A 20,109-nucleotide genomic window follows, 5' to 3' on the forward strand; every position below is an offset into this window, starting at 1 on the left:
CTCCTGACGGGCCTCGTTACGCGAGGGCGGCGGTGATGCGTTCGCGCAGAGCGGCCGCCCGCAGGTCGTCGTAGGAGGCGAGCGCGCGCAGGGCCTCGGCCCAGTGCCGCCGCGCCTCCTCCTCGGCTCCCGTCTCGTCCGCCTCGCGCAGTGCACCGGCGAGGCCGTCGAGGGCGAGCGCCGTGTGCCACTGGTCGTCCAGCTCCCGGTGGGCCGCCACCGCGCGGCGGTGGAAGTCGGCCGCCTCCGCCGGGCGTCCGAGCCGCCGGTACGTCTCCCCCGCGCCGTCCCACGCCAGCGCCTCCCGCGACCGGTCGCCGAGACGGCGCTGGAGCGAGGCGGCCCGCTGGAACGAGACCAGGGCGTCGCCGAACGCGCCGTTGGCCTGCTGCGCCCGGCCCAGCTCCAGCAGCCAGTAGCCCTCCCACATGTGATTGCGGTGGGCGAGGGCGATGTCCAGCGCGTCCTGGGCGGACCGCAGCGCCTCCTCCGGCTGCCCGCTCTCCCGCTGGACGGCGCTCAGGATGCGCAGGGCGTTGCCCTCGCCGCCCTGGTTGCCCAGCTCGCGGTGCATCTCCAGGGCGCGGTGGACGAAGTCGGACGCCTCGTCCAGTTGGGCCAGCCCGTACGTCACCTCGGCGAGGTTCGACAGTACGACGGCCTCCCAGTGGGCGGCCTCCAACTCCCGGAACAGGGTCGCGGCCTGCTCGAAGTGGTGCTTCGCCGCCTCCAGCCGACGCCCCCGCAAGTGGATCAGCCCGATGTCGTTGAGCGACAGCGCCTCCCCGAGCCGGTCCCCCGTCTCCCGGCGGGCGGCCAGGGCGCCCTGGTGGTACTCGGCGGCCTCCTCAAGGCGATGGGACTGCGTGCAGGCCATTCCCAGGCTCTCCAGAAGCTCGGCCTCCGCCGTGCGGTCGCCCACCCGGCGCGCCGCGCCCAGCCCGATCCGGCTCATGGTGAGCCATTCCTCGAACGGGTTCAGGATCATGTGCACGCTCCGCAGCACCGCCGGAAGCTGCCAGGCGATCACATCGAGACCGGCCTCCTCTGCGGCGCGCGTGGCGGCCAGCAGATTGCCGCGCTCCGCCTCGTACCACCGCATGGCCTCGTCGTAGTCCGCGAAGGTGGCGGGGGTGACGCCCTCACTCAGCGGTTCGAGCGGGATATGGGCCTCGTGCGGGTTGATCCAGGTCTGGGCCGCGTCCGCGGAGTGCAGATACCAGAGCAACACCCGGCGCAGCGCCGCCTCGCGGTCCTCGGGCGGCTCCTCGTGCCGCGCCTGGTCGGCCGCGTAGGCGCGCAGCAGGTCGTGGAATTCGTAGCGATCGGGCCCGGGGACCGCTGGCGGCTCCCCGCTCACTGGGCCGTTCCGCCCGTCCACCGGTTGGACTCGGCACCTGACCTGGGCACGCAGCGTAAACATCGGCACGGTGGCCACGCCGAGGTGAGCAGGGGAGCCAGCGGGCCGCTGCTGATGACCAGCACTTCGGCGCCCCACGTCCGGCCACTGTCACGGGACACACGCATACTCATGAGCCGCTCCCCTCTTGCCGCCCTGTCCATCGCGATCCGCCCTTTCTGTCGCGTTCGGTCGTGATGGTGCCGTCGGCGGCCAGACCATCGCGACGACAGAAAGGGCGTTGTTCGGACGTCCCCCAAAAGGCGTCATTTAGGTGTCATTGACGGGCATCTGAGGCTAGCGTGGACGCCATGACGACCGAGGTGCACGTACCGAACGACGCACTGCGGGCCGTGCGGATCGGCCTGCGGATGAGCCAGGACGACCTGGCGAGAGCGCTTCGCCGAGCAGGTGTGGAGCTGGGTGAGCCGAACGAGGCCAGCAAACGGCTGGTCCAACGCTGGGAATCCGGTATCAGCAGGTCGCCGAGGCCGGTCTACATCCGCGCGCTGGAGAAGGTCACAGGGGTGCCGGTCGAGTCGTTGGGCTTTGCCCCGCAGGTGCCCATGGCGCGAGTGCGGGGCGATGGGGCGGGAGGCCACGACATGGCGCCGAGCACGGAGGGCACCGTCGGTATCGCCCCCGCATCCGCCGACACCCGGGCGAGCGGGCAGACGACGGGAGACAACTTCAGCGGCGTCTGGCTTTCCCGGTACGAGTACTACTCGTCAGGCCGTGAGGACGTCTACGAAGGCAGGCATCACGTGGTGCTCGTCCAGCACGGCAACCGCCTGACGGGACGGTCACTGAACGGGGCGTCCCTGAACCCCGATTCACCACTCTCCCTGGACCTCACCGTCGACCGCAGCGTGGTCACGGGCACCTGGACCGAGCAGACGGCCACGGACGGCTACTACCAGGGGGCGTGTTACCACGGCGCGATCCAGATGCTCGTGGAGCCGACGGGTCGCCGCATGGCCGGCAAGTGGGTCGGGTTCGGCAAGGACTTCGACGTCAACACAGGGCCGTGGGAATTGCGGCTGATGGACACCTCGACATCGAAGGCGACCCTGGAGCGGTACAGCGTCCCACCGGAGTGACCGACTCGCGGCGGAGACGGTCAAGCCCGGGCATCGGGTATGTCCGGCTTCGCGGCGCTCAGGGTGGCACCCGGGATGACGACGAGCCGCTCGTCCGGGGCGATGCTGGCGTCCTCGGGGAGTTTCGCGCGGTAGGCGTCGGTCAGGTCACGGCCGATGACCGCGATGTCACCGTTGTCGAGCTGCCAGATGTCGGGGCATCCGTCGCGCCCTCCGGTCTTTCCGAGTTCGCGCGCCGACTTGCCCAATCGGCGCGCGAACGATGCGGAGCGGTCGGCTTCCCAGGCGCGGGCCATCGGTCTCTCCAGTCATCCGTCTGTCCGGAATGGCCAACGGTAGACAGGGAGTTCATGGGTGGCAATGGCGCCTGGACCCCGACCGAGGGTCCGGCCCCGGTCAGGCCGGGGGCAGGAGCTTCTTCTGGGGCTTGCCCATGGCGTTGCGGGGGAGGGCGTCCAGGAAGCGGACCTTGCGGGGGCGCTTGTGGACGGAGAGCTGGGTGGCGACGAAGTCGATCAGGTCCTGTTCGCCGATGCCGTCGGCGACGACGTACGCGACGATCTGCTGGCCGAGGTCGTCGTGCGGGGCGCCGACGACCGCGGCCTCACGGACGGCGGGGTGGTCGAGGAGGGCGTTCTCGACCTCGCCAGCGCCGATGCGGTAGCCACCGGACTTGATCATGTCGGTGGAGGCGCGGCCGACGATGCGGTGGAAGCCGTCCGGGTCGACCGCGGCGATGTCGCCGGTGCGGAACCAGCCGTCGTCGGTGTACGAACCGGCCGTGGCCTCGGGGCGGTTGAGGTAGCCGTCGAAGAGGGTGGGTCCGGTGAGCTGGAGTTCGCCGATCTCGGCGCCCTCCTCGGCGACGATCCGGGTGCGGATGCCGTTGATCGGGGTGCCGACGGAACCGGGGCGGCGTTCGCCGTTCGCGCGGGTGGAGATGGTGATGAGGGTTTCGGTCATGCCGTAGCGCTCCACCGGGCGCTGGCCGGTGAGCTGTTCCAGGTCGCGGAAGACCGGGGCGGGCAGCGGCGCCGAGCCGGAGACCAGCAGGCGGGCGGCGGACAGTGCGCGGGCGGACTCGGGGTCCTGGACGACGCGGTTCCACACCGTCGGTACGCCGAAGTAGAGGCTGCCGCCCGCCGCCGCGTACGCCGCCGGGGTCGGCTTGCCGGTGTGGACGAGGCGGCTGCCCGTTCGCAGCGCGCCCAGGACGCCCAGCACCAGGCCGTGGACGTGGAACAGCGGCAGCCCGTGGACCAGGGTGTCGTCCGGCGTCCAGGCCCAGGCCTCGGCCAGCCCGTCCAGGTCGGCGGCGACCGCGCGGCGCGAGATCAGGGCGCCCTTGGGCGCGCCGGTGGTGCCGGAGGTGTAGAGGATGAGCGCCGTCGACTCCGGGTCGGGCTCCGGCTTCGTCCACGCCGCCCGTTCGGCCAGGCTCACCGGGATCGTCTCGATCGGCGCCTCCACATCGGCGTCGCCGGTCAGCAGCAGCGTGGCGCCCGAGTCGCGCAGGATGTGGTCGCGTTCGGCGGGCCCGGAGTCCGGCGGTACGGGGACCACGGGCACCCCGGCGAGCAGGGCGCCGACGACCGCCGTGACCGTCTCCGCGGTCGCGGTCGCCCGGACCGCGACGACCGGCGCCCCGGCCACCCGGGCGGCCACCGCGCCCGCGGCGCCCAGCAGTTCCTCGCGCGAGAGGGCACGGCCGCCGACGGTGAGCGCGTCGGGGCGGTCACCGTCCGGTGCGGCGAGGGAGGTGAGGAGAGGTGCGGTCACGGAACTGACTCCTTTCGGGCCCCCTATGCCTTTCGGGGGCTGGCCCTACCGACACAGCGTCCCCGTGACCGTACCTTTCGATGCATGGACGGCTATGAGCCCGATCTCAAGAAGGAACTCGACGCGACCCTGCAGGCCCGCAAGGAACTGGGCGCGGAGTACGAGTCGGAACTGATCGACGCCTTCCTGGAGAAGGTCCAGCAACGCTTCGACGCCACGTCGGACCGGGAGCTGCGCCGCCAGCAGGCCGAGCGCCAGATGGCCGCCGCGCGCGGCGCGCGCCCCTCCCCGGGCGGGGAGGCGGCGGGGCTGGGGCTCGGTGAGCGGTTCGCCTTCGTCGGGGTGTCCCTGGTGCTCGCGGTGCCGCTGTCGGCGATCGGCGCGGTCAACGCCGGGGAGACCGGGCTGCTGATCACCTGGGCCGGGATCGTCGGCGTCAACGCGGTGCACGCGCTGGGCTTCTTCTCCCGGTTCCGCCGGGACCGATGAGTGGCGCGGGAACCGCCGCACCCCGGCGTATGCCGAGGGCGGGACGACGGCGGTTCCCGCGAGGGACGCGGCAAGCCGCGTCCCGGGCGACCATGGAGGTCCGGGAGCCGCTCCGGAGGTCCTGTCGCCACATCCAGGGTGTCGGTGTCGTCCTTTCCGACATCCCCTAATCTGCCGGAGCTGTGTTAACCCTGTGCTGCGGGAGCGTGACGCTCACGTACCACTTCGCCGAAGCGCCAACCCGGGGGTCACTTCGCGCCGTTGGCCAGGTAGGCGAGCAGGTCCTGACGGCTCACCACACCCTTGGGCTTGCCCTCGACCAGTACGACCGCCGCGTCCGCCCGGCCCAGGACGGCCATCAGGTCCTCGACCGCCTCGCCCGAGCCGACGTGCGGCAGGGGCGGGCTCATGTGCTTTTCGAGCGGGTCGCCGAGGGAGGCGCGCTGGGCGAACAGGGCGTCGAGCAGTTCGCGTTCCACGACCGAGCCGATGACCTCGGCGGCCATCACGTCGGGGTGTCCGGCGCCGGGCTTCACGATGGGCATCTGCGAGACGCCGTACTCCCGCAGGACCTCGATGGCCTCCCCCACGGTCTCGTCGGGGTGCATGTGGACGAGCGAGGGCAGCCCGCCGGTCTTGCCCTGGAGGACGTCGCCGACGCGCACGGCCGGGCCGTCCTCCTCCAGGAAGCCGTAGTCGGCCATCCACTCGTCGTTGAAGATCTTGGAGAGGTAGCCGCGGCCACTGTCCGGGAGCAGCACGACGACCACGTCGTCCGGGCCGAGCCCTTCGGCGACCTTGAGCGCGCCGACGACCGCCATGCCGCAGGAGCCGCCGACCAGCAGCCCCTCCTCCTTGGCGAGCCGCCGGGTCATCTGGAAGGCGTCCTTGTCGGATACGGCGACGATCTCGTCGGCGATGGTCCGGTCGTACGCGGTGGGCCAGAAGTCCTCGCCGACGCCCTCGATCAGGTACGGGCGCCCGCTGCCGCCGGAGTAGACGGAGCCCTCGGGGTCGGCGCCGATGACCTTGACCCGGCCCTCGCTCACTTCCTTCAGGTAACGGCCGGTGCCGCTGATCGTCCCGCCGGTGCCGACGCCCGCCACGAAGTGGGTGATCTTGCCATCGGTCTGTTCCCACAGCTCGGGGCCGGTGCTCTCGTAGTGGGAGCGCGGGTTGTCGGGGTTGCTGTACTGGTCGGGCTTCCAGGCGCCGGGGGTCTCGCGCACCAGGCGGTCGGAGACGTTGTAGTACGAGTCGGGGTGCTCGGGGTCGACGGCGGTCGGGCAGACGACGACCTCGGCGCCGTACGCCCGCAGCACGTTGATCTTGTCGGTGGAGACCTTGTCCGGGCAGACGAAGACGCACTTGTAGCCCTTGCGCTGGGCGACCATCGCCAGACCCACACCGGTGTTGCCGGAGGTCGGCTCGACGATCGTGCCGCCGGGCTTCAGCGCGCCGGACGCCTCCGCCGCCTCGATCATGCGTACCGCGATGCGGTCCTTCACCGAGCCGCCGGGGTTGAAGTATTCGACCTTGGCCAGAACGGTCGCCCGGATGCCCTCGGTCACGGTGTTGAGCTTGACCAGCGGGGTGTTGCCGACCAGCTCAATCATCGATTCGTAGTACTGCACGCCTGCTCCTGGTCCGGAATCCGCGGGATCTCCGCGTCGGGACGGCCGCGTCGCGGGCCCGTACAGCCAGCTTATTGCGCGGAACCGCCCGCCGGCCCGTGTGGTTGGGGTCGAGCACGCAGGGGGCACCAACTGGTCAGCAAGGCGTACAAAGGTACAGAAGGCGTTCGGACGGAGGTGGGCTGGACCCATGTCGATGTCGAGGGCGAGGGTTGCGCGGCGGATCGCGGCCGCGGCGGCGTACGGCGGCGGCGGGATCGGGCTGCTGGGCGGGGTGACCGCCGTGCTGTTGCTCACCGAGGTGTCCCTGGCGAAACGGATCGTGGGCGGGTCGGAGGAGGCTCCGCCGCGCGCGGACGGCCGCTACGGCTTCGCCTTCGCCCGAAGGACCGGCCAGCCCCCGCTGCGGCTGGCCTTCCTCGGCGACTCCACGGCCGCCGGACAGGGCGTCCACCGCCCTAGTCAGACGCCGGGCGCGCTGCTGGCCTCGGGGCTCGCGGCGGTGGCGGAACGCCCGGTGGACCTGCGGAACGTGGCGCTCCCCGGCGCGCAGTCCAGCGATCTGGAGCGGCAGGTCACGCTGGTGCTGGACGATCCGGAGCAGCTGCCGGACGTCTGCGTCATCATGATCGGCGCGAATGACGTCACCGGGCGGATGCCGCCCGCCCAGTCGGTGCGGCTGCTGGCGGAGGCGGTGCGGCGGCTGCGCGGGGCGGGGTGCGAGGTCGTGGTCGGCACGTGCCCCGACCTGGGCACCATCGAGCCCGTCTACCAGCCCCTGCGCTTCGTCGCACGACGCCTCAGCCGCCAGCTGGCGGCGGCGCAGACGATCGGGGTGGTGGAGCAGGGCGGCCGTACGGTGTCGCTGGGCGATCTGCTGGGGCCGGAGTTCGCGGCCAATCCGCGAGAGCTGTTCGGCCCGGACAACTACCACCCCTCGGCGGAGGGGTACGCGACGGCCGCGATGGCCGTGCTGCCCACGCTGTGCGACACGCTCGGGCTGTGGCCGGAGGAGGCGCCGGAGACTCGCGACGAGGGCATCCTGCCGGTGGCCACGGCGGCGGCCGAGGCCGCGGCGGAGGGCGGCACCGAGGTGACGGCGGCCCGAGGGCCGTGGGCCCGGCTGTTGCGGCGCCGCCAGCCGCCCACCGAGACCCCTGCCGAGGGTTCCGCCCCGGCGCCCCCGCTGCCGCACTGAGGGGGGCTTGTTCCCCACCCCGCCCCTTCCCGCAGCACCGGATATGCGGCTCCGCCGCGTGAGGGGCTCCGCCGCGTGAGGGGCTCCGCCACGTGAGGGGCTCCGCCACGTGAGGGGCTCCGCCACGTGAGGGGCTCCGCCACGTGAGGGGCTCCGCCACGTGAGGGGCTCCGCCCCGTCCCCCGGGTGGGGGCTCCGCCCCCACACCCCCGCTCCTCAATCACCGGAGGGGCTGGGGTGAGGCGTCTGCTCCGCAATCGCACCCCGGTGGGGCGGGACCCACAGCACACCCCGGAGGCCCCGACGCGCTCCAGACCGGCACGCCCGGTCGGGGCAGGGCGATGGGGCCTCTGTCCCGGACTCGCGGCCCGGTTCGGCCGGACAGCGGCCTCGCTGTCCCGGGCCGGCCGCCCCGGCCCGGAGCGGCGGGCCCGGGAGGCTCCCAGAAGCGTCGCTGGGCGGCGGGCCTCCGGACCGGACCGCGCCCCGGAGAGGCAGCCTCCGCCCGCCACGGCGGCCCCGGCAGGGCCGGGTGCCGGGCCCCGAACCCGCAGTCCCGACGGCCGGATGGCGGCCCCCTCCGGGCCCCGGCGCCCAGGCCGGAACTGGCGGACCCCGGACCGGCGGCCCCTGGGCCGGGGAGCGGGCCCGCTGGGCGGGTGGCCCCCTGGGCCGAAGGGGCGTTGGCCCTGGGCGCTGCGCCTCGCCGTCCGCGCCGGACAGCCGGGCCGCCAGGCCAGCCCCCGACAGGGCGCCGGGGCGGCGCCCGGTCGGGGGCCCGGGGGCGCAGCCCACGGTTTCGGGGAGGGGCGGGGTGGGGGAAGACCCCCCGGGTGGGGCGGCTGAGCGTACGCTTAGGAAAAAGAGTTCCGCGTCACAGCACTCGCCCCGTGACCCCCGCTCTACGTGCGGGTAACTTCCCTCACAGTCCCAGTCGCACCCCCGATCCGCCCCATGGAGCCGTGATGCCCGAAGCCGTGATCGTCTCTGCCGCCCGTTCGCCCATCGGCCGTGCCTTCAAGGGGTCGCTCAAGGATCTGCGTCCCGACGACCTGACCGCCGAGATCATTCAGGCCGCGCTCGCCAAGGTTCCGCAGCTCGATCCGCGGGAGATCGACGACCTGATGCTCGGCTGCGGGCTGCCCGGCGGGGAGCAGGGGCACAACCTGGGGCGGATCGTGGCCGTGCAGATGGGGATGGACCATCTGCCCGGGTGCACGATCACCCGGTACTGTTCCTCGTCCCTCCAGACCTCGCGGATGGCGCTGCACGCCATCAAGGCGGGCGAGGGGGACGTATTCATCTCTGCGGGCGTCGAGATGGTGTCGCGCAGCGTCAAGGGCACCTCGGACGGGCTGCCGGACACCCACAACCCGCTGTTCGCCGACGCCGAGGCCCGTACGGCCGCGCGGGCCGAGCAGGCGGGCACCGACTGGCACGACCCGCGCGAGGACGGGCTGGTCCCGGACGCGTACATCGCGATGGGGCAGACCGCCGAGAACCTGGCCCGGCTCAAGGGGATCACCCGCGAGGACATGGACGCGTTCGGCGTGCGGTCCCAGAACCTCGCCGAGGAGGCCATCAAGAAGGGCTTCTGGGAGCGCGAGATCACCCCTGTGACGACCCCCGACGGCACCGTGGTGGCCACGGACGACGGGCCGCGCGCGGGGACCACGCTGGAGGGCGTACAGGGCCTGAAGCCGGTGTTCCGCCCCGACGGCCTGGTCACCGCGGGCAACTGCTGCCCGCTGAACGACGGCGCCGCCGCGCTCGTGATCATGTCCGACACCAAGGCGCGCGAGCTGGGCATCACGCCGCTGGCCCGGATCGTGTCCACCGGCGTCTCCGGCCTCTCCCCCGAGATCATGGGGTACGGACCGGTCGAGGCGTCCAAGCAGGCGCTGGCCCGGGCCGGGATGGCGATCGGCGACATCGACCTGGTGGAGATCAACGAGGCGTTCGCCGCCCAGGTCATCCCGTCCTACCGGGACCTCGGCATCGACCTGGACCGGCTCAATGTCAACGGTGGCGCGATCGCGGTGGGCCACCCGTTCGGCATGACCGGCGCCCGGATCACCGGCACGCTGATCAACTCGCTGCAGTTCCACGACAAGCAGTTCGGTCTGGAGACCATGTGCGTCGGCGGCGGCCAGGGCATGGCAATGGTCATCGAGCGCCTGAGCTGAATCCGAGCCGGGCTCCGGCGGATACACGGCCCGAGCGCGAGTTGTGACCCAATCTCCCCCAGGATGTGACCAACGTCCTGGGGGAGCCGCGTCTCCCCAGGTCAGCGGTAGTGGACGGTCCCCTTCCGGGCATGGACTTCGGTCCGCTGGACGACGTCACGCACTGACGCCGAGAGGCGATCCGGGTCAAGCTGAGGTAGGAATTCGGGGGATCGACAGCAACCGGGAGTTACGTCAGTGAGCCCCATGACCCTTGCCCTCCTGCTGGCCGCGGTGGCCGCCACGGCCACCGGCGCCGCAGCCCTGCACACCGCGCGCGGAGTGCGGTGGCAGATCACCGAGCTGCGCGCCGAACTGGCCGCCGCGGTCGCCGCCGCCACCGCTGCCGGCCGGACGGACCGGTCCGGGGAGGACGCCGTCGCGGTGCCCGCCGCCCGCGCGACGCCCGCCGCCGAGATACGGGCGGCCGTCGCCGACGCGCTCGCCGAGGAGCGGGAGCGCGAGCTGGCCGAGGCCCGGGCGTTCTGGGCCGCCCAGGAGGCCCGGGACTCGGCCGGTTCGTCCGACGCCCCCTCGCTGCTCGGCGGGTTGGCCGGGCTCGGCGAGGACGCCCAGCACGACGCGCCGCACGACGCGCCGCTCTTCGTGCCACGCCAGGCAGACCTGGCCGGTCTTGAGCCCCTGCTCGGCCTGGACGCGCTGGGGCCGGACGCCCGCGACTGCGCGGCGGAGCAGGAGCCGGAGGACCCGATGGAGCTGGAGGTGGGCGCCGAGGTCGGCGCGGAGCTGGGCACCGAGACGGAGCAGGAGGCCGAGGCGGTCGAGTCGCCCGAGCTGGCCGCCGCCCGCCGCCGCCACCCCTCGCACCCCGACTTCACGCCCTCGTCGCCGATCGCCGACCACGAGCGGACGGTGGCCCGGCTGACCGAGCTGGCGGAGGCCCGTACGCCGCTGGCGGACGTACGCCCCGGGCCGCTCGGCACGCTCGACGTGTACGTCTTCGCCGACGGCACCACGATCTGCATGACCCCCGGCCACCGGGAGACGGCCGAGCGGCTGGCGGACGCCCTGCGCGAGGGCACCGCCCCGGTGCTGCTCGGCGGCTCGGGCGTCTCGGGCGCGTACGCGCTCACCTTCGGCTGCGGGGACGAGAACGTGTACGTCCTCGCCGACCGCGTCATCGCCTCGCTGTGACCCCGTAGACCCGCGGCCGCCTCAGAGGCCGCAGCGCCCGGCCGCCGCCTCGACGAGCGCGACCGCTTCGGATATGCGCCCGCTTCCCGCGTCCGCGGCGCCACCCGGCGCGCGCTCCAGCGCGTGCACCAAATCATGACCGGCCACCGCGACCTGGTCGGCGATCACGAAAACCCCCGCGTCCGGCATGATCCGCGGCGGGTTCCCGGGCTCCTCCAGACGCTGGGCCCGCACCGACAATTCCCTCGCCAGGGCCAGACCTTCGGCCGCCGCGCCCTGGTGCAGCCGGGACTGCGGGAGGGCACGCAGCCGATCGGCGAGACGGTCTACGGCACGGAGCAACGGGGTCGCATCATCCACGCCGAGAGCGTATGCGCCACCCACGGACTGTTGCCAACGGCCGAACACTCAGGCACGGTGAGCTGAAGGACCCCACCCGGGTGATTGAACCCGGGTCCGGAATGGACGCGTCCGGAGGCGCCGATGTCCCAGATCTTCTCCGACGAGACTCACCGGAACCTACTCTCCCGCATCCCCCAATGCACCGGCCGTGACGTTGCCGACTGGCTGCGCACCGTAGACGAAGGTCCCGCCTTCTTCCGCTTCGAGGAGAAGGTCAGCTGGCTGCGGGGCGAGCACCAGCTCGCCTATGGGCACGCCAAAGCGATCATCCACGAACACGACCTGAGGCGCGCGGCGCGCAAGCTGCTGTAGCCCGCTGCCCGGAGGCTTCCAGCGTGTACCACAGAGGGGCACGAGACGAGAGCGGCTTAGGCCGCAGAAGACCGCGAAGGGCCCGTGGAGGCAATTGCCTCCACGGGCCCTTCAGCGTGATCGGCGACGGGGCCGCCGGCCCCGGACGCTAGTCCCTGAAGATGGAGATCAGCCGGAGCAGCTCCAGGTAGATCCACACCAGCGACAGCGTCAGACCGAACGCGGCCAGCCAGGACTCCTCGCGCGGAGCGCCGTACCGGACGCCGTCCTCGACCTGCTTGAAGTCCATCGCGAGGAACGCGGCGCCGAGCACGACGCCGATGATCCCGAAGACGATGCCCAGCGGGCCGCTGCGGAAGCCGATGCCGTCACCACCGGCGAAGACGGTGAACAGCAGGTTGACCGCCATCAGCAAGAGGAAGCCGATGGCCGCCGCGAGCACGAAGCGCTGGAAGCGCGCGTTCACCCGGATGAGCCGGGTCTTGTACGCGGCGAGCACACCCACGAAGACGGCCATCGTGCCGAGGACCGCCTGCATCGGGGCGCCGGACCAGCGCTCGTTGTACACCTGGCTGATGACGCCGAGGAAGAGCCCCTCGAAGAGGGCGTACCCCATGATGAGCGCGGGCGAGGGCGCGCGCTTGAACGACTGCACCAGGCCGAGCACCATCGCGACCAGCGCGGCGCCGATGCCCGCACCGAGGGGAAGGTGCGCGATCCAGGCGACGGCCGCGGCGACGATGACGGTGCCCAGCGTCATACCGGTGCGCATGACGACGTCGTCCATCGTCATCCGGCCGGTCTGCGGACCGGCCGGGGGCGCTCCGTACATCTGCTGGAGCTGCTCGGGCGTCAGGTTCTGCTGGCCACCGGCCGCGTAGGGATTGGCCGGTGCGGCTTGCGTCTGCGCGTACGGGTTGCTGCCCGCGTAGGGGTTGCCCTGGGCTGCGGCGGGGCCCCCGGCCTGCTGGGCCGCGCCGAAGCCGGCGTAGCCGCCGCTGCGGCTGAACCCCCGTCGCGAGAAGACCGGGTTGCTGCTCCTCATCTCACTCCTCCATGGCCGCCCTGCGCGACCTTGACCTAAGAGTAATGGGTAAGCAAAGAAAGCACCCTAGTGCCCAAGGAGGATCTTTTCACGCGCGTGCGGGCAGCGCGAGGCCCCGCGGGAGCCGGTACGGGGCCGAAGACAAGCCCTGGTCACACGGTGGGCGACCGGCCACGCACGCAGAGTGCGCCTACGAGATCTGGAGGTGCCCGGAACCGGACTTGAACCGGTACGCCCGCGAGGGGCAGCGAGGTTTAAGCTCGCCGTGTCTGCATTCCACCATCCGGGCATCGGCTCACCCTGGGACGTACGTCCTGCGTACCTCCCTCCCCATGGGAGAGCAGCACGAGCCTATCCGGGCCGATGAACCCGAACAGCGAATCACCGGACCGAGGTTGTCTTATTTTATTGGCAACTGAGGGCCCATCAGCAGTGGGTCAGGGTACCCACCGATGCCGGCGCCCGACCGGACCTGCTTATATGCCCTGTGACCCCTTTGACGGCGGATTGACGCAATCTCGATGCCCCCGTTCGGGGGCCTCTCCTACCCAAGGAGGACTCCGGGCCGCGCGCCTACGACCCGAGTCGCGCGCAGAACCGGAGGAGCGACGGATCCCGTCCTTCCTCACGGCAAGGACGATGGAAGGACGTCCCGGACGACCCGCACCGCACGACAGGAGCCCCGCACCGTGACCACCACCACCTCCGGCGTCGAGACCGCCGCCCGTTCCACGACGGCGGCGGCCCGAGCAACGGACCTCTCCAAGGTCTACGGACAGGGCGAGACCCAGGTCGTCGCCCTGGACGCCGTCTCCGTCGAGTTCCGGCAGGCCGAGTTCACCGCGATCATGGGCCCGTCGGGTTCGGGCAAGTCGACGCTCATGCACTGCATGGCGGGTCTGGACTCCGTCTCCAGCGGCTCGGCCCGCATCGGCGACGTCGAGCTGACGGCCCTCAAGGACAAGAAGCTCACCCAACTGCGCCGCGACAAGATCGGGTTCATCTTCCAGGCCTTCAACCTGCTGCCGACGCTGAACGCGCTGGAGAACATCACCCTGCCGATGGACATAGCGGGCCGCAAGGCCGACCAGAAGTGGCTGGACCAGGTCGTGGAGACGGTCGGCCTGGCCGGGCGGCTCAAGCACCGCCCGAGCCAGCTCTCCGGCGGTCAGCAGCAGCGGGTGGCCGTCGCCCGCGCGCTGGCCGGCAAGCCCGAGATCATCTTCGCGGACGAGCCCACCGGAAACCTCGACTCCCGCTCCGGCGCCGAGGTGCTGGGCTTCCTGCGCAACTCGGTGCGCGAACTGGGCCAGACCGTGGTCATGGTGACCCACGACCCGGTCGCCGCGGCCTACGCCGACCGGGTGGTCTTCCTCGCCGACGGCCAGATCGTGGACGAGCTGACCGACCCGACCGCCGACTCGGTGCTGGACCGCATGAAGCGGTTCGACGCCAAGGGCCGTACGAGCTGACGCGAGGCGCGCGCCCGTCACCGCACGACGCTTCCAAGCCTCCGCACGTCTCCCTTCCTCCCCAGGACTGACTTCCCATGCTCCGTACCGCCTTGCGCAATGTGCTCGCGCACAAGGCCCGGCTGCTGATGACCGTCCTCGCCGTCATGCTCGGCGTGGCCTTCGTCTCCGGCACCCTGGTCTTCACCAACACCATCTCCGCCGCCTACCAGAAGAGCTCCGAGAAGGGCTTCGACGGCGTCGACGTCGCCATCACCCCGCACAAGTCCGACTCCGGCTCGGGCGTCCCCGGCTCCACGCCGCGGCTCGGCCAGCAGGTGCTCGACAAGGCGGCCAAGGTGCCCGGCGCCGCCTCCGCCACCGGGGTCGTCAAGGGCTTCACCGCCCTCGCCGACCGCAACGGCGACATGCTCGGCGGCGGCTTCTCCACCCTCGGAGGGAACTACTACCCGGGCCCCGACGGCAAGGACCCGCGGTACACGATGACCGAGGGCCGCGCGCCCAAGGCCGCGGGCGAGATCGCGCTCGACTCCAAGTCCGCCGCGAAGGGCCACTACAAGGCCGGTGACACCATCCGGGTGTCCGTGAACGGCCCGGTGCGCACCGAGAAGATCTCCGGCGTCTTCACCACCGACGACGGCAATGTGGCGGCGGGCGGCAGCCTCGCGCTGTACGACAACGCCACCGCGCAGAAGCTGTTCGCCAAGCCCGGCCAGTTCGACGAGATCGACGTGAAGGCCGCCGCCGGGACCTCGCAGGCCGCGCTGAAGTCCGCGGTCGACAAGGTGCTGCCGCCGGACGCCAGGGCCGCCACCGGCCAGAAGCTCGCCGACGACCAGGCCGAGCAGATCAAGCAGGGCATGAGCAGCATGCAGACCGCCATGCTGGTGTTCGCCGGGATCGCGCTCTTCGTCGGCATCTTCATCATCGCCAACACCTTCACCATGCTGGTCGCCCAGCGCACCAAGGAACTGGCCCTGATGCGGGCGGTCGGCGCGAGCCGCCGTCAGGTGACCCGCTCGGTGCTGATCGAGGCCACCGCCGTCGGCGCCGTCGCGGCCGTCGTGGGCATGGCCGCCGGTGTCGGCATCGGCGCCGGGCTGCGCTCGCTGCTCAGCTCGACCGGGGCCACCGTCCCGGACGGACCGCTGGTCGTCCAGCCGGCGACCGTGGGGGTCTCGCTGCTCGTCGGCGTCGTGGTGACCGTGCTCGCCGCCTGGCTGCCGGGCCGCCGCGCCGCGAAGATCCCGCCGGTCGCCGCGATGAGCAGCGTGCACGCCGCGCCGACGACCCGCGGTCTGGTGGTACGGAACACGATCGGCGCGCTGCTCGCCGCGGCCGGTGTCGCGCTGGTGCTGTACGGCTCCGGCCAGGGCATGGACGGCAAGGGCCCGATGGCGTTCGGCGCGGCGGTCCTGGTGATCGGCGTGTTCGTGCTCACCCCGCTGCTGTCCCGGCCGCTGATCGCCGCGGCCGCGCCGGTGCTGCGGCTCTTCGGGATGTCCGGCAAGCTCGCCCGGCAGAACGCGGTGCGCAACCCGCGCCGTACCGCCGCCACCGCCTCCGCGCTGATGGTCGGCCTCACCCTGATCACCGGCATGACGGTCATCGCGGGCAGCGTCCAGAAGGGCATCGACCAGATGGCCTCGGACGGGCTGAAGTCCGACTACGTCGTCAGCATGGGCGGCGCCGGCGGGGCGCCGCGGCCGCTGTCCCCGGACGTGGCCAAGAAGCTGGAGAAGCAGCCCGAGGTCACCGCGGTCAGCCCGCTGCGCCAGGCGCCGGCCAGGATCGGCGGCGAGACCGACTCCCTGACGGGCGTCAACCCCAAGGCCATCACCGAACTGGTCGGCGTGGACTTCCTCCACGGGTCGTTCTCCGGCTTCGGCGGGCAGAAGGTCGTCGTGGACGACAAGACCGCCGACAGCAACGGCTGGAAGGTCGGCTCGGCCATCCCGGTGACGTACCAGGACGGCCGCAGCGGCAAGCTGACCGTGGGCGGTGTGTACGAGGGCAACCAGATGATCCGCGGGGTCATGGTCGACGCCGCCACCATCACCCCGCACATGGCCACCGTCACCGACTTCCAGGTGATGCTGAAGACCAAGGGCGGGGCGACCGAGGCCAACAAGGACGCGCTGACCAAGGCGCTCGGCAACAACCCGGCCCTCCAGGTCCAGAACAAGCAGGACATCTCCGACAGTATCGCCAAGCTCTTCACGCTGATGCTGAACATGCTCTACGGCCTGCTGGCCATGGCCGTGATCGTCGCGGTGCTCGGGGTCATCAACACCCTGGCCATGTCGGTCTTCGAGCGGTCGCAGGAGATCGGCATGCTGCGGGCCATCGGCCTGGACCGGCGCGGCATCAAGCGGATGGTGCGGCTGGAGTCGCTGGTCATCTCGCTCTTCGGCGGGGTGCTCGGGATCGGCCTCGGCGTCTTCTTCGGCTGGGCGGCCGGTGAGCTGATCTCCACCGGTCTTTCGACCTACGAACTGGTCCTGCCGTGGGGCCGGATGGGCCTGTTCCTGGCGATGGCCGCGGTCGTGGGCGTGCTGGCGGCCCTGTGGCCCGCCCGCCGGGCGGCCAAGCTCAACATGCTGGAGGCCATCAAGGCCGAATAACGGCCCCGGATGACGACCGAACGGGCTCGGTGCGCTGCGCAGCGCACCGAGCCCGTTCGCCGTTCCCGGCGCCGGTCAGCCGCGCCAGTCGCGGGCCCGCAGCGGCAGCCCGGACGCGCCGCTCTCCGGCGTACGGACGGCGAGGACCTGGTTGACGCCGATCCGGTTGCGCTCGAACGACAGGGCGGAGGCGGCCATGTAGAGCCGCCAGACCCGGGCCCGGCCCGGGGAGGTCAGCCGGACGGCCTGCGGCCAGGTCCGCTCCAGGTTGGCGACCCAGCGGCGCAGGGTGAGCGCGTAGTGCTCACGGATCGCCTCCACGTCGCGCACCTCGAAACCGGCCTCCTCCAGCTGGGTCACGGTCCGGCCGACGGGGGCCAGTTCGCCGTCGGGGAAGACGTAGCGGTCGATGAACTCGTCCACGTGGTACGCCTCCTCGTCCGGTTCGGGGCGCCGCGCGATCTGGTGATTCAGCAGCCGCCCGCCGGGGACCAGCAGCCGGTGCAGGATGCCGGTGTACTCGGCGTACCGTACGGAACCCACGTGCTCGGCCATGCCGATCGAGGAGATCGCGTCGTACGGACCGTCGTCGATCTCGCGGTAGTCCTGCACCCGGATCTCGATCTTCTCGGTCAGCCCGGCGTCCGCGATGCGCTTGCGGGCGTAGCTGGCCTGCTCCTCGGAGAGCGTGATGCCGACCGCCCGCACCCCGTACTCGCGCGCCGCGTGCAGCACCATCGAGCCCCAGCCGCACCCCACGTCCAGCAGCCGCTGGCCGGGTTCGAGCGCGAGCTTGCGGCAGACCAGGTCGAGCTTGGCCCGCTGGGCCTCCTCCAGCGTGCTGTCGGGTCTGTCCCAGTACGCGCACGAGTAGACCATCGAGGGGCCGAGCACCAGCTCGTAGAAGTCGTTGCCGACGTCGTAGTGGTGGCTGATGGCCTGCTTGTCACGGCGCAGCGTGTGCAGCGGCCCACGGCTCGCACCGGCCTCCTCGCGCGGCGGGGCGGGCGGCAGTCCGGGGCCCGCGAGGGCGACCAGATCGCGGACGGCGGCGCGCGTCCCCGGGTCGCGCAGGGCCTTCCACGCCGTGGCGAGGCGGGCCGAGCGCGAGGCGGCGGGCTCGTCCTTCTCCCACAGCAGCCCGGCCAGCCGCTCCAGCGCCTCGTACAGGTCGCCCTCGATGTCGAGGTCGCCCGCAACCCAGGCCCGGGCCAGGCCGAGTTCGCCCGGCTTCCACAGCATCCGGCGCAACGCCCGCCGGCGCCGCAGGATCAGGACCGGGGCGCCGGGCGGCCCGGCCTCACTGCGGTCCCAGGCCCGGATGCGGAGCGGGAGCGGGGCTCCCACCACCTCCTCGGCCAGGGCGGCCAGTCGCGCGGCGGCGTGGGTCATGTCGGCACACCTCCATGATGGCGAGTCAGGAAGATTCACTCCCCACGTAAACACCATGGAACCGCCCGTACAGTCCCGCCGACACGTCTGGAATCGGTAAAAAAGCGCGCACGCGAAGGGCGCCCGCCCCACGGATGGCGGACGCCCTCGGCGCTTGCTCGATGTTCAGATATGTCCGATGTTCAGATGTACGGGTGCCCGGTGTACCCGGTGGTGTGGGTGTGCCCGGTGCCGCCGGTCCGGCGTCAGGACGCCTTGGCCTTCTCCGCGGGGACCTCGGCGGCGGGCTTCTTCGCGGCGGCGGCCGCGGAGACCGGGGCGGCGGCCTCGTAGAACTCCTCGCGGGGGTTCTCCATGGCGCCGAGCGAGACGACCTCGCGCTTGAGGAACATGCCCAGCGTCCAGTCGGCGATGACCCGGATCTTGCGGTTGAAGGTCGGCATCGCCAGACCGTGGTAGCCACGGTGCATGTACCAGGCCAGCCGGCCCTTGAGCTTGATCTTCATCTTGCCCATGACGATCATCGCGACGCCCTTGTGGAGGCCGAGACCCGCGACGGCGCCCTTGTTGGCGTGCTTGTACTCGCCCTGCGGGAAGCCCCGCATGCCCGAGATCACGTTGTCGCCGAGGACCTTGGCCTGACGCAGCGCGTGCTGGGCGTTCGGCGGGCACCAGGCGCCCTCACCGGAGGCGAGGTCCGGCACCTGGGCGTTGTCGCCCGCGGCCCAGATGTAGTCGGTGCCCTTCACCTGGAGGGTGGCGCCGGTGTCCACGTGGCCGCGCGGGCCGAGCGGGAGTCCGAACCGGGCGAGCGCCGGGTTGGGCTTGACGCCCGCGGTCCACACGATGGTGTTGGAGTCGACCTCGAGCCCGTTCTTGAGCACCACATGGCCGTCGACGCAGGAGTTCATCGAGGTGTTGAGGTAGACCTCGACACCGCGCTTCTGCAGGTGCTCCAGGCCCCACTGGCCGAGCTTCGGGCCCACCTCGGGGAGGATCTTGTCGGCCGCGTCGACGAGCACGAAGCGCATGTCCTCGCGCTTCACGTTCGGGTAGTACTTGGCCGCGTCGCGGGCCATGTCCTCGACCTCGCCGATGGTCTCCGCACCCGCGAAGCCACCGCCGACGAAGACGAAGGTGAGCGCCTTGCGGCGGATGTCCTCATCCGTGGTGGAGTCGGCCTTGTCGAGCTGCTCGAGGACGTGGTTGCGCAGCCCGATGGCCTCTTCGATGCCCTTCATCCCGATGCCGTTCTCGGCCAGGCCGGGAATCGGGAAGGTGCGGGAGACCGCGCCCATCGCGATGACCAGGTAGTCGAAGGGCAGCTCGTACGACTCGCCGACGAGCGGCTGGACGACGGCGACCTTGCGGTCCTGGTCGATGTTCGACACCCGGCCGGTGAGGACCTCCGCCTTGGGAAGCACACGCCGCAGCGGAACCACGACGTGGCGCGGAGAGATGCTGCCGGCCGCAGCTTCGGGGAGGAAGGGCTGGTACGTCATGTACGAGCGGGGGTCGACGACCGTGACAGTCGCCTCGCCGTACCGCATCTTCTTGAGGATGCGGCGCGCCGCGTACAGGCCTACGTACCCACCGCCTACAACGAGGATCCTGGGACGCTCCGTGGTGCTCATGATTCGAGTATCCAGCACCCCACAGGGGGGACCTCGTGAGCCCCTTCACAAGCAATGTGGGGGTATCTGCTACACTCCGCCGCCCCCGTGACGGACACCATAGCCGTGCGGGGGAACCAGAAAGCGGATCAAGACGTTCGCAGCGCTCTGAGCAGCGATAGTCGTTGAACGCGCGAGTAGACCAACGGGTTCCCGACCGGTCTGTCGTATCGAGCGGGCCGACCCATGATCCAGCCCCTTGTTGAACAC

The 20,109-nt window shown here is 71.5% G+C and carries 16 protein-coding genes and 1 tRNA gene; 8 read left to right on the top strand and 9 right to left on the bottom strand.

Translation table 11 applies throughout. The features are described 5' to 3' along the window. Positions 1–16: 16 nt before the first annotated feature. Entirely contained in the window at positions 17–1,360 is a 1,344-nt protein-coding gene (locus tag ACFZCY_RS37515) for a tetratricopeptide repeat protein (RefSeq protein ID WP_391183879.1), read from the bottom strand. 350 nt (positions 1,361–1,710) lie between these two features. Between ACFZCY_RS37515 and ACFZCY_RS37520 the strand changes: the two genes are divergently transcribed. Continuing rightward, the gene (locus ACFZCY_RS37520; protein WP_391183881.1) at positions 1,711–2,499 is read left to right on the top strand and encodes a helix-turn-helix domain-containing protein; all 789 of its coding nucleotides are present in this window, start codon (positions 1,711–1,713) and stop codon (positions 2,497–2,499) included. Between the two features lie 20 nt (positions 2,500–2,519). On the opposite strand, the gene ACFZCY_RS37525 is transcribed toward ACFZCY_RS37520, so the two are convergent. Beyond that, entirely contained in the window at positions 2,520–2,795 is a 276-nt protein-coding gene (locus tag ACFZCY_RS37525) for a hypothetical protein (RefSeq protein WP_391183884.1), read from the bottom strand. Positions 2,796–2,895: 100 nt separating this feature from the next. Next, the gene (locus ACFZCY_RS37530) at positions 2,896–4,278 is read right to left on the bottom strand and encodes an AMP-binding protein (RefSeq protein WP_391183886.1); all 1,383 of its coding nucleotides are present in this window, start codon (positions 4,276–4,278) and stop codon (positions 2,896–2,898) included. Between the two features lie 84 nt (positions 4,279–4,362). Here ACFZCY_RS37530 and ACFZCY_RS37535 point away from each other — a divergent pair, with 84 nt between their 5' ends. Continuing rightward, the gene (locus ACFZCY_RS37535; RefSeq protein WP_391183888.1) at positions 4,363–4,767 is read left to right on the top strand and encodes a hypothetical protein; all 405 of its coding nucleotides are present in this window, start codon (positions 4,363–4,365) and stop codon (positions 4,765–4,767) included. 248 nt (positions 4,768–5,015) lie between these two features. Here the strand turns inward: ACFZCY_RS37535 and ACFZCY_RS37540 are convergent, their stop codons facing one another. Beyond that, complete coding sequence (locus ACFZCY_RS37540) at positions 5,016–6,401, bottom strand: cystathionine beta-synthase (protein ID WP_391183891.1); 1,386 nt, start codon at positions 6,399–6,401, stop codon at positions 5,016–5,018. Positions 6,402–6,591: 190 nt separating this feature from the next. Here ACFZCY_RS37540 and ACFZCY_RS37545 point away from each other — a divergent pair, with 190 nt between their 5' ends. From ACFZCY_RS37545 to ACFZCY_RS37555, 3 genes are all read left to right on the top strand, one after another. Continuing rightward, entirely contained in the window at positions 6,592–7,599 is a 1,008-nt protein-coding gene (locus tag ACFZCY_RS37545; RefSeq protein WP_391183893.1) for a GDSL-type esterase/lipase family protein, read from the top strand. A 965-nt stretch (positions 7,600–8,564) separates the two neighbouring features. Beyond that, positions 8,565–9,785: an acetyl-CoA C-acetyltransferase gene (locus tag ACFZCY_RS37550; protein WP_391183896.1), complete on the top strand. Its 1,221-nt coding sequence runs from the start codon at positions 8,565–8,567 to the stop codon at positions 9,783–9,785. Positions 9,786–10,022: 237 nt separating this feature from the next. Continuing rightward, the gene (locus ACFZCY_RS37555) at positions 10,023–10,979 is read left to right on the top strand and encodes a hypothetical protein (RefSeq protein ID WP_391183898.1); all 957 of its coding nucleotides are present in this window, start codon (positions 10,023–10,025) and stop codon (positions 10,977–10,979) included. Positions 10,980–11,000: 21 nt separating this feature from the next. On the opposite strand, the gene ACFZCY_RS37560 is transcribed toward ACFZCY_RS37555, so the two are convergent. Next, positions 11,001–11,339 (bottom strand): hypothetical protein, encoded by a 339-nt coding sequence (locus tag ACFZCY_RS37560; protein WP_391183900.1) that lies wholly within the window; start codon positions 11,337–11,339, stop codon positions 11,001–11,003. Positions 11,340–11,462: 123 nt separating this feature from the next. Between ACFZCY_RS37560 and ACFZCY_RS37565 the strand changes: the two genes are divergently transcribed. Continuing rightward, positions 11,463–11,693, top strand: coding sequence for a DUF4287 domain-containing protein (locus ACFZCY_RS37565; RefSeq protein ID WP_055557681.1), 231 nt, complete (start codon positions 11,463–11,465; stop codon positions 11,691–11,693). Positions 11,694–11,841: 148 nt separating this feature from the next. On the opposite strand, the gene ACFZCY_RS37570 is transcribed toward ACFZCY_RS37565, so the two are convergent. Together ACFZCY_RS37570 and ACFZCY_RS37575 are read right to left on the bottom strand one after the other, a co-directional pair. Continuing rightward, entirely contained in the window at positions 11,842–12,738 is an 897-nt protein-coding gene (locus tag ACFZCY_RS37570; protein ID WP_391183902.1) for a Bax inhibitor-1/YccA family protein, read from the bottom strand. Between the two features lie 206 nt (positions 12,739–12,944). Continuing rightward, a tRNA-Leu gene (locus tag ACFZCY_RS37575) sits at positions 12,945–13,027 on the bottom strand. A gap of 400 nt (positions 13,028–13,427) precedes the next feature. Between ACFZCY_RS37575 and ACFZCY_RS37580 the strand changes: the two genes are divergently transcribed. Together ACFZCY_RS37580 and ACFZCY_RS37585 are read left to right on the top strand one after the other, a co-directional pair. Continuing rightward, entirely contained in the window at positions 13,428–14,210 is a 783-nt protein-coding gene (locus ACFZCY_RS37580) for an ATP-binding cassette domain-containing protein (RefSeq protein WP_391183906.1), read from the top strand. Between the two features lie 77 nt (positions 14,211–14,287). Next, a complete protein-coding gene (locus ACFZCY_RS37585) occupies positions 14,288–16,834 on the top strand; it encodes an FtsX-like permease family protein (RefSeq protein WP_391183908.1) in 2,547 nt (848 codons plus the stop codon). Positions 16,835–16,909: 75 nt separating this feature from the next. On the opposite strand, the gene ACFZCY_RS37590 is transcribed toward ACFZCY_RS37585, so the two are convergent. Both ACFZCY_RS37590 and ACFZCY_RS37595 read right to left on the bottom strand, forming a co-directional pair. After that, positions 16,910–18,226: a class I SAM-dependent methyltransferase gene (locus ACFZCY_RS37590; RefSeq protein ID WP_391183911.1), complete on the bottom strand. Its 1,317-nt coding sequence runs from the start codon at positions 18,224–18,226 to the stop codon at positions 16,910–16,912. Positions 18,227–18,471: 245 nt separating this feature from the next. Continuing rightward, complete coding sequence (locus ACFZCY_RS37595) at positions 18,472–19,860, bottom strand: FAD-dependent oxidoreductase (protein ID WP_391183914.1); 1,389 nt, start codon at positions 19,858–19,860, stop codon at positions 18,472–18,474. Positions 19,861–20,109: the final 249 nt, after the last annotated feature.

Origin of the sequence: Streptomyces sp. NPDC007983, from assembly GCF_042958345.1 — a bacterium.
Classification (GTDB): Bacteria; Actinomycetota; Actinomycetes; order Streptomycetales; family Streptomycetaceae; genus Streptomyces.

What these genes read in the sequence shown, in the direction of transcription:
- ACFZCY_RS37585 (WP_391183908.1), top strand. Translation starts at nt 14,288, where the DNA reads ATGCTCCGTACCGCCTTGCGCAATGTGCTCGCGCACAAGGCCCGGCTG.
- ACFZCY_RS37565 (WP_055557681.1), top strand. Translation starts at nt 11,463, where the DNA reads ATGTCCCAGATCTTCTCCGACGAGACTCACCGGAACCTACTCTCCCGC.
- ACFZCY_RS37570 (WP_391183902.1), bottom strand. Translation starts at nt 12,738, where the DNA reads ATGAGGAGCAGCAACCCGGTCTTCTCGCGACGGGGGTTCAGCCGCAGC.
- ACFZCY_RS37545 (WP_391183893.1), top strand. Translation starts at nt 6,592, where the DNA reads ATGTCGATGTCGAGGGCGAGGGTTGCGCGGCGGATCGCGGCCGCGGCG.
- ACFZCY_RS37550 (WP_391183896.1), top strand. Translation starts at nt 8,565, where the DNA reads ATGCCCGAAGCCGTGATCGTCTCTGCCGCCCGTTCGCCCATCGGCCGT.
- ACFZCY_RS37525 (WP_391183884.1), bottom strand. Translation starts at nt 2,795, where the DNA reads ATGGCCCGCGCCTGGGAAGCCGACCGCTCCGCATCGTTCGCGCGCCGA.
- ACFZCY_RS37590 (WP_391183911.1), bottom strand. Translation starts at nt 18,226, where the DNA reads ATGACCCACGCCGCCGCGCGACTGGCCGCCCTGGCCGAGGAGGTGGTG.
- ACFZCY_RS37520 (WP_391183881.1), top strand. Translation starts at nt 1,711, where the DNA reads ATGACGACCGAGGTGCACGTACCGAACGACGCACTGCGGGCCGTGCGG.
- ACFZCY_RS37535 (WP_391183888.1), top strand. Translation starts at nt 4,363, where the DNA reads ATGGACGGCTATGAGCCCGATCTCAAGAAGGAACTCGACGCGACCCTG.
- ACFZCY_RS37595 (WP_391183914.1), bottom strand. Translation starts at nt 19,860, where the DNA reads ATGAGCACCACGGAGCGTCCCAGGATCCTCGTTGTAGGCGGTGGGTAC.